This window comes from Variovorax sp. WDL1, assembly GCF_001541225.1.
In the GTDB taxonomy this organism is placed as follows: Bacteria; Pseudomonadota; Gammaproteobacteria; order Burkholderiales; family Burkholderiaceae_C; genus Variovorax.
Window position 1 is genome coordinate 146,295 of sequence record NZ_LMTS01000164.1, and the last position, 12,490, is coordinate 158,784.

15 protein-coding genes are annotated in these 12,490 nt (G+C 68.5%); 8 read left to right on the forward strand and 7 right to left on the reverse strand.

Going from position 1 to position 12,490, the window contains the following annotated elements; all coding sequences use genetic code 11:
- The first annotated feature begins 25 nt into the window (after nucleotides 1–25).
- From coaBC to APY03_RS23560, 4 genes are all read left to right on the forward strand, one after another.
- A complete protein-coding gene (gene coaBC / locus APY03_RS23545; protein ID WP_068680677.1) occupies nucleotides 26–1,252 on the forward strand; it encodes a bifunctional phosphopantothenoylcysteine decarboxylase/phosphopantothenate--cysteine ligase CoaBC in 1,227 nt (408 codons plus the stop codon).
- Nucleotides 1,249–1,686, forward strand: coding sequence for a hypothetical protein (locus APY03_RS23550; protein ID WP_068680611.1), 438 nt, complete (start codon nucleotides 1,249–1,251; stop codon nucleotides 1,684–1,686). Before coaBC ends, APY03_RS23550 begins: the two co-directional genes overlap by 4 nt.
- Nucleotides 1,683–2,129, forward strand: a complete 447-nt coding sequence (gene dut / locus APY03_RS23555; protein ID WP_068680612.1) for a dUTP diphosphatase — start codon at nucleotides 1,683–1,685, stop codon at nucleotides 2,127–2,129. The genes APY03_RS23550 and dut overlap by 4 nt, the downstream gene beginning before the upstream one ends.
- A gap of 185 nt (nucleotides 2,130–2,314) precedes the next feature.
- Entirely contained in the window at nucleotides 2,315–2,806 is a 492-nt protein-coding gene (locus tag APY03_RS23560; protein ID WP_068680613.1) for a glycine zipper 2TM domain-containing protein, read from the forward strand.
- Between the two features lie 63 nt (nucleotides 2,807–2,869).
- Here APY03_RS23560 and APY03_RS23565 read toward each other — a convergent pair whose 3' ends face one another.
- Entirely contained in the window at nucleotides 2,870–3,394 is a 525-nt protein-coding gene (locus APY03_RS23565) for an FKBP-type peptidyl-prolyl cis-trans isomerase (RefSeq protein WP_068680614.1), read from the reverse strand.
- Nucleotides 3,395–3,408: 14 nt separating this feature from the next.
- Between APY03_RS23565 and APY03_RS23570 the strand changes: the two genes are divergently transcribed.
- The 3 genes from APY03_RS23570 to APY03_RS23580 all read left to right on the forward strand — a co-directional run bounded on the left by APY03_RS23570 (nucleotide 3,409) and on the right by APY03_RS23580 (nucleotide 5,404).
- On the forward strand, nucleotides 3,409–4,548 hold the full coding sequence (locus APY03_RS23570; RefSeq protein WP_068680615.1) for a JmjC domain-containing protein: 1,140 nt from the start codon (nucleotides 3,409–3,411) through the stop codon (nucleotides 4,546–4,548).
- A gap of 1 nt (nucleotide 4,549) precedes the next feature.
- The gene (locus APY03_RS23575; RefSeq protein ID WP_102905724.1) at nucleotides 4,550–5,044 is read left to right on the forward strand and encodes a hypothetical protein; all 495 of its coding nucleotides are present in this window, start codon (nucleotides 4,550–4,552) and stop codon (nucleotides 5,042–5,044) included.
- Nucleotides 5,045–5,137: 93 nt separating this feature from the next.
- On the forward strand, nucleotides 5,138–5,404 hold the full coding sequence (locus APY03_RS23580) for a hypothetical protein (protein ID WP_068680619.1): 267 nt from the start codon (nucleotides 5,138–5,140) through the stop codon (nucleotides 5,402–5,404).
- Nucleotides 5,405–5,452: 48 nt separating this feature from the next.
- Here APY03_RS23580 and APY03_RS23585 read toward each other — a convergent pair whose 3' ends face one another.
- From APY03_RS23585 to APY03_RS23605, 6 genes are all read right to left on the reverse strand, one after another.
- Entirely contained in the window at nucleotides 5,453–6,235 is a 783-nt protein-coding gene (locus APY03_RS23585; RefSeq protein ID WP_068680621.1) for an MBL fold metallo-hydrolase, read from the reverse strand.
- A 5-nt stretch (nucleotides 6,236–6,240) separates the two neighbouring features.
- Nucleotides 6,241–7,326: an outer membrane protein assembly factor BamC gene (gene bamC / locus APY03_RS23590; RefSeq protein WP_068680622.1), complete on the reverse strand. Its 1,086-nt coding sequence runs from the start codon at nucleotides 7,324–7,326 to the stop codon at nucleotides 6,241–6,243.
- 116 nt (nucleotides 7,327–7,442) lie between these two features.
- Nucleotides 7,443–8,369, reverse strand: coding sequence for a 4-hydroxy-tetrahydrodipicolinate synthase (dapA, locus tag APY03_RS23595; protein ID WP_068680623.1), 927 nt, complete (start codon nucleotides 8,367–8,369; stop codon nucleotides 7,443–7,445).
- 25 nt (nucleotides 8,370–8,394) lie between these two features.
- Nucleotides 8,395–8,937 (reverse strand): class I SAM-dependent methyltransferase, encoded by a 543-nt coding sequence (locus APY03_RS23600; protein ID WP_068680624.1) that lies wholly within the window; start codon nucleotides 8,935–8,937, stop codon nucleotides 8,395–8,397.
- Nucleotides 8,934–9,074 carry a hypothetical protein gene (locus tag APY03_RS42640; RefSeq protein ID WP_174262800.1) on the reverse strand — a complete coding sequence of 47 codons (141 nt, stop codon included), beginning with the start codon at nucleotides 9,072–9,074 and terminating at the stop codon, nucleotides 8,934–8,936. Before APY03_RS42640 ends, APY03_RS23600 begins: the two co-directional genes overlap by 4 nt.
- 12 nt (nucleotides 9,075–9,086) lie before the next feature.
- Nucleotides 9,087–10,304: an MFS transporter gene (locus APY03_RS23605; protein WP_068680631.1), complete on the reverse strand. Its 1,218-nt coding sequence runs from the start codon at nucleotides 10,302–10,304 to the stop codon at nucleotides 9,087–9,089.
- Nucleotides 10,305–10,457: 153 nt separating this feature from the next.
- Here APY03_RS23605 and APY03_RS23610 point away from each other — a divergent pair, with 153 nt between their 5' ends.
- A complete protein-coding gene (locus APY03_RS23610) occupies nucleotides 10,458–12,434 on the forward strand; it encodes a DNA topoisomerase IV subunit B (RefSeq protein WP_068680634.1) in 1,977 nt (658 codons plus the stop codon).
- The last annotated feature ends 56 nt before the right edge of the window (nucleotides 12,435–12,490 follow it).

Here is a 12,490-nt window from a genome sequence, read left to right on the forward strand (position 1 = left end):
GCTACATTGCCGGCTTATGCAAGCTCTGCAAGATCTCGCCGGCAAACACATCGTCCTGGGCCTCACCGGGGGCATCGCCTGTTATAAGTCGGCGGAGCTGTGCAGGCTGCTGGTCAAGTCCGGCGCCGTCGTGCAGGTGGTGATGACCGAGGCCGCGACCCAGTTCATGACGCCGGTCACGATGCAGGCCCTGTCGGGGCGGCCGGTCTACACCTCGCAGTGGGACGCGCGCGAGCCCAACAACATGCCGCACATCAACCTGAGCCGCGAGGCCGATGCGATCGTGCTGGCGCCTGCCAGTGCAGACTTCATCGCGCGGCTGGTGCAGGGGCGTTCGGACGAGCTGCTGAGCCTGCTGTGCCTCGCGCGCCCCGCGGACCGCGTGCCGCTGCTGATCGCGCCGGCCATGAACCGCGAGATGTGGGTCCATCCGGCGACCCAGCGCAACCTGCGCCAGGTCGATGCCGACGGCGCCCGTGTGCTGGGCGTGGGCAATGGCTGGCAGGCCTGCGGCGAGACCGGCGACGGCCGCATGCTCGAGCCCCAGCAGCTGTTCGAGGAGATCGTCGCGCAGTTCCAGCCGAAGGTGCTGGCCGGGCGGCAGGTGGTGGTCACGGCGGGGCCGACCTTCGAGGCGCTCGATCCGATCCGCGGCATCACCAACCATTCCTCGGGCAAGATGGGCTTCGCGATCGCGCAGGCCGCGCGCGAGGCGGGTGCCGTGGTCACGCTGGTGGCGGGCCCGGTGCATCTGCCCACGCCGCGCGGCGTCGCGCGCATCGACGTCACTTCCGCCCGGGAGATGCTGGAGGCCAGCCGGCAGGCCACGCAGCAGGCGTCGGTGTTCGTCGCCACCGCGGCCGTGGCCGACTGGCGGCCCGCGTCCCACAGCGAGCACAAGATCAAGAAGGACGGCAGCGGCAGCGCGCCAACGCTGCAGTTCGTGGAGAACCCGGACATCCTGCTGACGATCGCGCAAGGCGAGCGCGCCAGGACTGGCACGCTCTTCTGCGTGGGCTTCGCGGCCGAGAGCGAGAACCTGGTCGCGCATGCCAAGGCCAAGCGCGAGCGCAAGGGGATTCCGCTGCTGGTGGGCAACATCGGCCCGCTGACCTTCGGCCAGGACCACAACAGCCTGCTGCTGGTCGACGACAAGGGCGTGCGCGAGCTGCCGCGTGCGCCCAAGCTGGTGCTGGCGCGCGAACTGGTGGCCGAGATTGCGGCACGCCTGCCGCCAGGGAGCCCGCGATGAATCCGCAATGGAACACGCCGCCCGACGGCGATTTCGCACGCTACGTCGAGCGCCTCGCGGAGCAGGCCTTGCAGCCGCCCCGCCCGCCACAGGAGGGCGAGCATGGGCTCGATGTCGGCATGACGCAGCGATCCGACGCGTCGCCGGCCCATCGACCGGAAGTGGAGGCGCGCCCGGCGAGCGCCGGCACCGGCCTGGGACGCAACCTCTTCAAGGCGCTGGGCTTTGCCTGGCTGCTGGCCCTGATGGTGCTGCTGGCGGCCGACGCGCCCTTCGGCATCGTCCTGGGCCTGTTCGCAGCCGGCCTGTGGCTGGGCTACAAGCTCAAGCACCACGTGCTGCCGCCCGGCGTGGAAAATTGGAAGCAATGGCTTGAAGAAGCCGCCAAGCGACAACAGCAACTGCAGCAGCAACGAAAGCGCGATTCCAAGTGAACGTCGACGTCCGAATCCTCGATCCCCGCATGCAGGACCAACTGCCTGCCTACGCCACCCCCGGCAGCGCCGGGCTGGACCTGCGCGCCTGCCTGGAGGCGCCCATCACCCTCGAGCCCAACGCCTGGCAACTGGTCGGCACTGGCATCGCGATCCACCTGGCCGACCCCGGCTATGCGGCGCTGATCCTGCCGCGCTCGGGCCTGGGCCACAAGCATGGCATCGTGCTGGGCAACCTGGTCGGCCTGATCGACAGCGACTACCAGGGCGAGCTCAAGATCAGCGCCTGGAATCGCAGCGGCACGGCCTTCGTCCTTCAGCCGATGGAGCGGCTGGCGCAACTGGTGATCGTGCCGGTGGTGCAGGCGCAATTCCGGGTGGTGGCGGAGTTCCCGCCCAGCGAGCGCGGCGAAGGCGGCTACGGATCGACCGGCAAGCATTGAGCGAGGGCGTGTAGGCCGGCGCCTGCGGTGCCGGGGCCGTGTTGCTCACAGGTAAAGAACGGAACCGGCACTATGCCGTTCGCGTCGAAGGTTTCAACATGTGTTGACGGTCATCGCGCCGAAGCGTGATGCGTTGGAGACCATGGAGAGCGCATCGCGCCGATCTGTTTCGAGGAGTACACACCATGAAAATCCCAACTCGCCTTGTTTCCGTCACCGCCTCCGTGCTTGCGCTCGCAGCGTTGACTGCGTGCGTGGCGCCGCAGCCGGTCTACCAGACCTCGCGCTACCCCTATCAGCCCGCCTATCCCGCGGCGCAATCGGCCTACGTCGAGTACGGGCACGTGGCCAACATCGAGGTGATCCGCAGCCAGAGCTCCGGCGCGGGCCCCAGCGGCGGTGGTGCCATTGCGGGCGGTGTCCTCGGCGGCGTGGTGGGCAACCAGTTCGGCCATGGCAGCGGACGCGCTGCGGCCACGGCGCTGGGCCTGGTCGGCGGCGCCCTGCTCGGCAACAGCATCGAAGCCAATGCAAACGCGCCGCGCGTCTACGAGAGCTACCGTCTCTCTATCCAGACCGACCACGGCGGCTACCGCTCCTTCGACGTGCCGAGCCCCGGCGACCTGCGCATCGGCGACCGCGTGCGCATCGACGGCGGGCAGATCTCGCGTCTCTGAGCGGCGTAGCCACAAGGAAAAGCCGGGCAATGCCCGGCCTTTTTTTGCGCCTGTTGGATTCCGTCAGTGCAGCGTGTCGTTGCCCGGCGCGATCGGCGACACCTTGAAGAAGCCGGTGCCGGCAGTGCCGCGGCCGATCTCCTCCTCGGTGGCTTCGCGCACGGAGCGCACGACCAGGTCGAGACGCAGCGCAATGCCCGCCAGCGGGTGGTTGCCGTCGAGCACGAGGTGCTCGGGGTAGATCTCGCTGACGGTGTAGATCGCGTCCCTGGGGATGTCGGGATTCACGCCGGCCGGCAGCGCTGCGCCATCGAAGGTCATGCCTTCCTCGATGCCTTCGGGAAAGAGGCTGCGCGGCTCGAGGAAGAGCAACTGGTCGTTGAAGTCGCCAAAGGCCTGCTCGGGCTCGAGCTGCAGTTGCACGCGCGCCCCGGGCTCATGGCCGCGCAGCGCGGACTCGATCGCGTCGAAGAGATCGCCGCCGCCGACCAGGAACTCCACCGGTTCCTCGAGCACGTCCAGCACGTCGCCGAGGGTGTCCTTCAGCGTCCAGGTCAGGCCGACCACGCATTGTTCAGAGATTTCCATACGAGAATTCTCCCATGGAGATTGAACGACCCCTGGCCCTGCTCGGAGGCCTCAGCGCCTCGCAATTCATGCGGCGCCACTGGCAGAAGAAGCCCTTGCTCGTGCGCCAGGCCATGCCCGGCATGGTGCCACTGATCGGGCGCGAGGCGCTCTTTTCGCTGGCGGGCCGAGAGGAGGTCGAGTCGCGGCTGATCCGCCACGGCAAGAGTGGCTGGACGCTCAAGCACGGCCCTTTCACGCGCCGCGCGCTGCCTTCGCCGAAGCAGGCCGCGTGGACCCTGCTGGTCCAGGGCGTGGACCAGCACGACCAGGGCGTGCATGAACTGTTGCAGCAGTTTCGTTTCGTGCCCGACGCGCGACTCGACGACCTGATGATCAGCTATGCGAGCGACACCGGGGGCGTCGGCGCGCACTTCGACAGCTACGACGTGTTCCTCCTGCAGGCGCACGGACGCCGCCGCTGGTCCATCGGCAGGCAGCGCGACCTGCGGCTGGAGCCCGGCCTGCCGCTCAAGATCCTGGCGGATTTCGAGCCCGAGCAAAGCTTCGTGCTCGAGCCCGGCGACATGCTCTACCTGCCGCCGCGCTATGCGCACGACGGCGTGGCCGAGGGGGGCGATTGCATGACCTATTCCATCGGGCTGCGCGCACCGGCGGCCGCGCCGCTGGGCGCCGACCTCCTGGCCCGCATCGCGGAGGCGCAAGCAGAGCTGCTGCAAGACGCGCCTGCCGGATCGGCAGTCCACTACAAGGACCCCGCCCAGCCCGCGGTGCCCGCTCCGGCCGAAATGCCGTCAGCGCTGCAGGCCTTCGCGCGAGAGGCCGTGTTCGCGGCACTGCGCGATCCCGATGCCATCGACCGCGCCCTGGGAGAATCGATGACCGAGCCCAAGCCCACGGTGTGGTTCGAGCAAGGCAAGTCGCCGGCCGCTTTGAGCGGCGTGTCGTTAGACCGCCGCACGCGCATGCTTTACGACGCGCGCCATCTCTACATCAACGGCGAGAGCTTCCGTGCCTCCGGTCGCGATGCCCGGCTCATGCGTCGCCTGGCGGACCAGCGCGCGCTGGGGCCGCGCGATCTTGCGAGGGCGAGCGAGGACGCGCGCGCATTGCTGGGAGAGTGGTGCGAAGCGGGGTGGCTGCATGCCGAATGAAATGCCCATCGACTACGCACTGCCCGAAGGCGCCTTCGACGGCCGCCGCGCCTTCGAGGCGCACGTGCACGCTGCGTTGGCCGCGGCGGCGCGCGAGAACTGGCGCGAGATCGTTTTCGCCGCTCCGGCCTTCATCGACTGGCCGCTCGGCGGACGTGCGGTGGCCGAGGCCCTGCAGGCCTGGTCGGCCGCGGGGCGCAGCTTCGTGATGCTGGCGCAGCGCTTCGACGTGTTCGAGCGCAAGCATGCGCGCTTCGTGACATGGCGGCGCATGTGGAGCCACATCATCGATTGCCGCGCCTGCGATGGACCCGGCCTGCCGCAGGTGCCGAGCGGCATCTGGACGCCGGGCTGGTTCCTGGCGCGTATCGACGTGGAGCGCGTGCGCGGCGTCTGCGGCCGCGATCCCGAGCGCCGGCGCGCACTGCGCGAGCACATCGACGAATGCTTGCGTCATGCGAAACCCGCGTTTCCGGCCACGACGCTGGGCTTGTAAGCCAATGCCGCGAATCGCGGCGCAATAGGCGGCCCACAGAGGGTACAGGTCTAGAATTTTTTCTTCGAGACCTTCATCCAAAGGAGCCCTGTAATGAGAAAGTCCGCCCTGCTCGCCTCGTTGACCGTCGTGGTGGCCCTCGCCGCCTGCGGCAAGAAGGAGGAGACCGCGCCGGCCGTCGTGACCCCGCCGCCTGCCGCAACCACGCCGGCACCCGCTCCAGCCCCTATGCCGGCGCCCACCACACCCGATACTTCGGCGGCGACACCGGCACCTTCGCCCGGCGCGTCGTCGGCGCTCGACGCCGCCAATGCAGCCACCGAGGCCGCCAAGAAGAAGGAAGAAGCACCCAAGCAGTGATGCTGCGCTTCAGCTTCGCCAAGAAGGCCGCCCGAGGGCGGCCTTTTTTCATGTGCGGAGTTCGAGCCAGCTCGAGCCTTCGGCGGCGTTGGCCGTCAGCATCTCGTGCTCGCTCGCGCCGAGTGCCTCGGCCATCGCGCGGCGCACGAGCTCGGGCCGGTTGTTCTGTTCGCTGAGGTGCGCGCCCAGCATGTACTGCAGGCCGTCGTGGCGCAGCGCCTGCGCGATGGCTGCCGCGGCGGCGTTGGACAGGTGGCCGTAGTTGCCGCCCACGCGCAGCTTGAGGAAGGGCGGATAAGCCGAGCGGGCCAGCATGTCGCTGTCGTGGTTGAACTCGAGCATCAGCGCGTGGATCCCCGCCAGGCGCGCGAGCACATGCGGCGTCGCATGCCCCAGGTCGGTCAGCACGCCGAGGCTGCGCGCGCCATCGCTGCAGCGCAGTTGCAGCGGTTCTCGCGCATCGTGCGGCACCGTGAAGGGCTGCACCAGGAGGTCGCCGATCTCGATGTCGGTGCCGTCCCGTGCGAGGTGCAGGCGGCCCTCGAAGTCGTGCCCGCCTGCTGCGAGCCAGGTGCCCTCGCTCATCCAGACGGGAATGCGCTCGCGCCTCGACAGCGCGCGGGCGCAGCCGATGTGATCGCCGTGCTCGTGGGTGATGAAGATGGCGTCGATGTCGCAAGCCCCGAGGCCGGCGCGCGCCAGCCGTGCATCGAGGTGCTTGAGCCCGAAGCCGCAATCGATCAGCAGCCGCGAGCGGCGCCCGCCGCTGGTCGCCTCGACCAGCGTGGCATTGCCCGTGCTGCCGCTGCCCAGGCTGCGGAAGCGCAGCATGCGGCTTACTTGAGGTCGTCGGCGATGACCTGGACGATGCGCTGCGCGTTGGCCGAGGTTTCGGCTGCGCCGGTATCGTTCTGCACCGACACCGTGCTCGTCTCGCCCTGGCCCTTGACCAGGATGCGGAACTTGAGCGGCGCCTCGGTCTTGCTCGAGCTGAAGATCTTGGAGAAGAAGCCCGGCTCCTTCTTGTCGGGGTTCGGCGGAACGTAGCGCACGAAGTACACGCCGGCGGCGCGGTCGCGGTCCTCCACGGTGAAGCCGGTGCGGTCCAGCGCCAGCCCGACACGGCGCCAGGCGCGGTCGAAGTTCTCGTTGATCTGCACCACGGGCTGGCCGCCGACGTTGGACACGCTTGCCGTCCGTGCCGGCGCGCTGGTTTGCGCGACGAGCTTTGCCTGCTCCTGCGACACGCCCAGCTTCACCATCAGGCGGCGCAGGAATTCGGTCTCGAGTTCGGGGTCGCTGGGGCGCGGCTGCCAGACGGTCTGGTCCTGCCTAATGTTGGTGTAGACCTCCTGCATGCCGCGATGGCTGACGAAGATCTCGGTGGTGCCGTTGGGGCCGCGTTCGATGCGGGTGCGGAAGCGGTCGAGCTCGCCGGTGGAGTAGATCGCGTCGACCAGCTTGCCCAGTGCGCCGCGGATCACGTCCTGCGGCAGCTTGGCGCGGTTTTCCGCCCAGTCGGTTTCCATGATCCCGAGGTTGCGCTGCTCGGTGGTCAAGAGGAAGCCGCTCTCCTGCCAGAAGTCCTTGAGCGGGTCCCAGAGCTGGTCGGCCGGGCGGTTGACCACGATCCAGCGCTGCGTGCCCGAGCGCTCCATGCGCACGTCGCCGAGATTGGAGACCGCCGTCGGAATGCTGGGCGCGTTTGCGGCGCCGGCCTGGTAGGCATTGGCCGAGACCGCGTTGCCGGGCACGGCGTAGCGGTTCTCGCGCGACAGCTGCGTGAGGTCCGGCGGCACCTCGAGCGAAGGGGCCTTGCCGGCGCTCTTGTAGTCGATCTTGTCGCTCTCGAGGACCGAGCAGGCGGCGAGGCTGGCGACCAGGGCCAGCAGTGCGAATCGCGAAAGGGTATTCAACGTCATCTTCCTTGTGGAATGTTTAGCGCAATCGTCAGGCGGGTCAGGCGGCAGCGCCGCTGTGTCAGAGCGCCGGCCCCGGAAAAGGTTGCCGGCGTCGAGATGCGGCAGGTAAAGATGGATCAGTCCTTGAGGAGGCCGGTGGCACGCAGCGCGGATTCGACGACGGGCCGCGCGGGCTCGGCGAGTTCCGTCAGCGGCAGGCGCAGCGCGCCGCCGCACAGGCCGAGCCGCGCCATGGCCCACTTCACAGGAATCGGGTTCGGTTCGACGAACAGGTGGCGGTGCAGCGGCATCAGCTCGAACTGGATCTGCATCGCTCGCTTCGCGTCGCCGGCGATGGCCGCTGCGCACAGCTCGTGCATCTTTCGCGGCGCCACGTTGGCCGTCACGCTGATGTTGCCTTGGCCGCCGCACAGCATCAGCGCGACGGCGGTCGGGTCGTCGCCCGAGTACACGGCGAAATGCTTCGGCACCTCGCGGATCAGCCATTGCGCACGCTCGATGTTGCCGGTGGCTTCCTTGATGCCCACGATGCCGGGCACCTGCGCCAGGCGCAGCACGGTGTCGTGCGCCATATCGGCGACCGTGCGGCCGGGCACGTTGTAGAGCACGATGGGGAGGTCGCCGACCGCCTCGGCGATGGCCTTGAAGTGCCGGTACTGGCCTTCCTGCGTCGGCTTGTTGTAGTAGGGCACCACCTGCAGCTGCGAATCGGCGCCGACGCCCTTGGCGAAGCGCGCGAGCTCGATCGCCTCCTGCGTGGAATTGGCGCCGCAGCCAGCCATCACGGGCACGCGGCCCCGGGCCTGCTCGACCGACACGCGGATGATCTCGCAGTGTTCCTCGACGTTTACCGTCGGCGACTCGCCGGTGGTGCCGACCACGCCCAGGCAATCGGTGCCTTCGTCGATGTGCCAGTCGATCAGCCGGCGCAAAGCGGGATAGTCGACGCTGCCGTCGTCATGCATCGGCGTGACGAGCGCGACGATGCTGCCTGTCAGTTGCTCCAAGGGGGTCTCTTTGTCGGGTTGCGGAAAGGCAGCCATTCTACTGACTGGCTTGGCGGCCACGTCAGAGGGCGTAACGCAAAGGACTGCGAGCCGGGCCTTCCGGCGGCCGCACGGCTGCGATCCGCTGCACGAAGCGCTCCGGGTCGGCGAGAAATCCGTCTTCGTAGGCGACCACCCGCAGCCCGGCGCAGGCGGCCAGCAGCTCGCCAGGCTGCAGCAGGAAGTCCGGCCGCGAGGGCTTGCCCACGCTCTCGTTGCCGGCGGCGAAGGTCTCGTAGAGCAGCACGCCGCCGGGCGCTACTGCCGCCACGATGTCGGGCAGCCGCGCGCGCCAGAGATAGTTGGTCACGACCACCGCGCCGAAGAGCTCGCCCGCGAAGGGCCATGGGCCGTTCTCGATGTCAGCCTGCAAGGCGCGGCCGAATCGTGCCGCCGAGGCGATCGCTTCGGGAGCGCGGTCGACACCCGTGACCGCATGCCCGCGTTGCGCGAACCAGCCCATGTGCCGGCCAGCGCCGCAGGCCACGTCGAGCACGGTGGCGCCGGTGGCGAGCAGGTGCGACCAGCGTGCGACCCAAGGGGAGGGCGGGAGATTGTGGCTCAAAAGCACGCCCAGAGCTGGTCCGCCAGCGTCACGAGGAAATCGGGGCGCGTGTAGAGGACGAACACGCCCAGCAGCGCCAGCGTGGCCGCGCCCAGCCAGGCGGCTTGCACGAGGTGGCGGCGGGTGGCAGGGCGCATGGTGAAGAAGGATCAGGCCGGCTGTGGTGCGGAGCGCGCAATCGCGCTTTCCTTGACCGGCAGATTGACCAGCGCCGCGAACACGCCCAGCGCAATCGCGAGGTACCAGACGATGCCGTAGCTGCCGGTGCTGTCGTAGAGATAGCCGCCCAGCCAGACGCCGAGGAAGGAGCCGACCTGGTGGCTCAGGAACACGAAACCGCCCAGCATCGAGAGATGCGCCACGCCGAAGATCTGGGCCACGATGCCGCTGGTGAGCGGCACAGTCGACAGCCACAGGAAGCCCATCACGCTCGCGAAGATGTACACCGACAGCGGCGTGATCGGCGCCGCCAGGAAGATCGCGATGGTCGCCGCGCGACTGAAGTAGATTGCAGCCAGCAACTTGCGCTTGGCCAGCCGCGCGCCCAGCGAGCCGGCGACATAGGTGCCGAACACGTTGAACAGGCCGACCAGCGCCAGCGCATAGCTCGCCACTTCCGGCGAGAGGCCCTTGTCGCGCAGGTAGCTCGGCATGTGCACGCCGATGAAGGCCAATTGGAAGCCGCAGACGAAATAGCCCGCCATCAACAGCACGAAGCTGGGGTACTTGAAAGCCTCGCCCACGGCCTGAACGATGGTCTGGTCGCGGTGGGCGACGGCGGCATGGCCGAGGCGCGGCTCGCGCAGGCCGAAGGAGAGCGGCACGATCAGCAGCACCATGACCGCCAGCACCAGCAGGGCGGTATGCCAGCCGAAGCCCGCGATCAGCTGGCCCTCGACCGGCACCATCAGGAACTGCCCGAAGGAGCCGGCCGCGGCCGCCACGCCCATGGCCCAGGATCGCCGCTCGACCGGGATCTGCCGGCCGATCACGCCGTAGATCACGGCGTAGGTGGTGCCGGCCTGCGCCGCGCCGATCAGAACGCCGGCCGTCAGCGCGAACATGAGCGGCGTGGGTGACAGCGCCATCCCCGCCAGGCCGACCGCGTACAGCACGGCGCCCGCCACCAGCACGCGGAATGCGCCCAGCTTGTCGGCCAGCATGCCGGCGAAGACGCCGATCACGCCCCAGGCGAGGTTCTGGATGGCGAGCGCCAGCGAAAAGCTCTGCCGCGACCAGCCCTGCTCCTGCGTGATCGGCTGGAGCCACAGCCCGAAGCCGTGGCGGATCCCCATCGAAAGCGTGACGATCATCGCGCCGCAGAACAGGACCTGCTTGAGCGACAGCGGCTGGGATTGAGCGTGCATCCGGCGACTGTATCCAAAAGGGAAAGGCCGCATGGGCCGCGGCCGCGGCACGGATTGTTGATATTTCCGGCGGCGTTGATGCGTCGGGCGCATCAACGCGGCTCTGTATGTCCATCCAGGTTTTTGGCGGGCCCACGCATACAATCCGCCCCCATGGCGACTCTCACCAAGACTCCCCCGGCCTATTCAGAAGGCTCCATCCGCGTCCTCAAGGGCCTCGAGCCCGTCAAGCAGCGTCCGGGCATGTACACCCGCACCGACAACCCGCTGCACATCATCCAGGAAGTGCTGGACAACGCCGCCGACGAGGCGCTCGCCGGCTATGGCAAGAAGATCAAGGTCACGCTGCACACCGACGCGTCGGTCAGCGTCGAGGACGACGGCCGGGGCATCCCCTTCGGCCTGCATCCCGAGGAGAAGGCCCCGGTGGTCGAGCTGGTCTTCACCCGGCTGCACGCGGGCGGCAAGTTCGACAAGGGCGCCGGCGGCGCCTACAGCTTCTCGGGCGGCCTGCACGGAGTCGGCGTGTCGGTCACCAATGCGCTGTCGAAGCGGCTCGAGGTCCAGTCCTTTCGCGAAGGCTCGGCCGCGCGCATCGTGTTCGCAGGCGGCGATGTGGTCGAGCCGCTCCAGATTCGTCCGGTCGAAACCGGCGAGCGCCGCCAGGGCACCACGGTGCGCGCGTGGCCCGATGCCAAGTATTTCGAGTCCGGCGCGCTGCCGGTCAACGAGCTGACCCACCTGCTGCGCAGCAAGGCGGTGCTGATGCCCGGCGTGACCGTCACGCTGGTGGTCGAGAAGACCAAGGAGACCCAGCAGTGGCTCTACAAGGGCGGCCTGCGCGACTACCTGATGCAGACGCTCAACGCCGACCCGGTGATCCCGCTGTTCGAAGGCGCCGGCCATGCCGACAAGAACGCCGACAACTTTGCCGAAGGCGAAGGCGCCGAGTGGTGCGTCGCCTTCACCGAGGACGGCCAGCCGGTGCGCGAGAGCTACGTCAACCTGATCCCCACCAGCGCCGGCGGCACCCACGAGAGCGGCTTGCGCGACGGCCTTTTCAACGCGGTCAAGAGCTTCGTCGACCTGCATTCGCTCCTGCCCAAGGGCGTGAAGCTGCTGCCGGAGGACGTGTTCGCGCGCGCCTCGTACGTGCTCTCGGCCAAGGTGCTCGATCCGCAGTTCCAGGGCCAGATCAAGGAGCGGCTCAACTCGCGCGATGCGGTGCGGCTGGTCTCCAGCTTCGTGCGCCCTGCGCTGGAGCTGTGGCTCAACCAGCACGTCGACTACGGCAGGAAGCTCGCCGAACTGGCCATCAAGGCTGCGCAGACCCGCCAGCGCGCCGGCCAGAAGGTCGAGAAGCGCAAGGGCTCGGGCGTGGCGGTGCTTCCGGGCAAGCTGACCGACTGCGAGAGCAAGGACATCGCCCACAACGAGGTCTTCCTGGTCGAAGGCGATTCGGCCGGCGGCAGCGCCAAGATGGGACGCGACAAGGAAAGCCAGGCCATCCTGCCGCTGCGCGGCAAGGTGCTCAACACCTGGGAGGTGGAGCGCGACCGCCTGTTCGCCAACACCGAGATCCACGACATCTCGGTCGCCATCGGGGTCGACCCGCACGGTCCGGAAGACACGCCCGACCTCTCCGGCCTGCGCTACGGCAAGATCTGCATCCTCTCGGACGCCGACGTCGACGGCTCGCACATCCAGGTGCTGCTGCTCACGCTCTTCTTCCGGCACTTCCCCAAGCTGATCGACACCGGCCATGTCTACGTGGCCAAGCCGCCGCTGTTTCGCGTCGATGCGCCGGCGCGCGGCAAGAAGCCGGCGTCCAAGGTCTACGCGCTCGACGAGGGCGAGCTCACCGCCATTCTCGACAAGCTGCGCAAGGACGGCGTGCGCGAAAACGCCTGGAGCATCAGCCGCTTCAAGGGCCTGGGCGAGATGAGCGCCGAGCAGTTGTGGGAGACCACGCTCAACCCCGACACCCGCCGCCTGCTGCAGGTGCGCCTGGGCCGCTTCGACCTCCTGGGCACGCAGGGCGAGATCACCAAGCTGATGGGCAAGGGCGAGGCCGCCGCGCGGCGCGAGCTCATGGAGCTGCGCGCCGACGACGTCGAAGTCGACGTCTGAGAAGGTTGTCCATTGCGGGGAGGGGGACGGATTCTTGTTCCCAGACGTAAATCGGC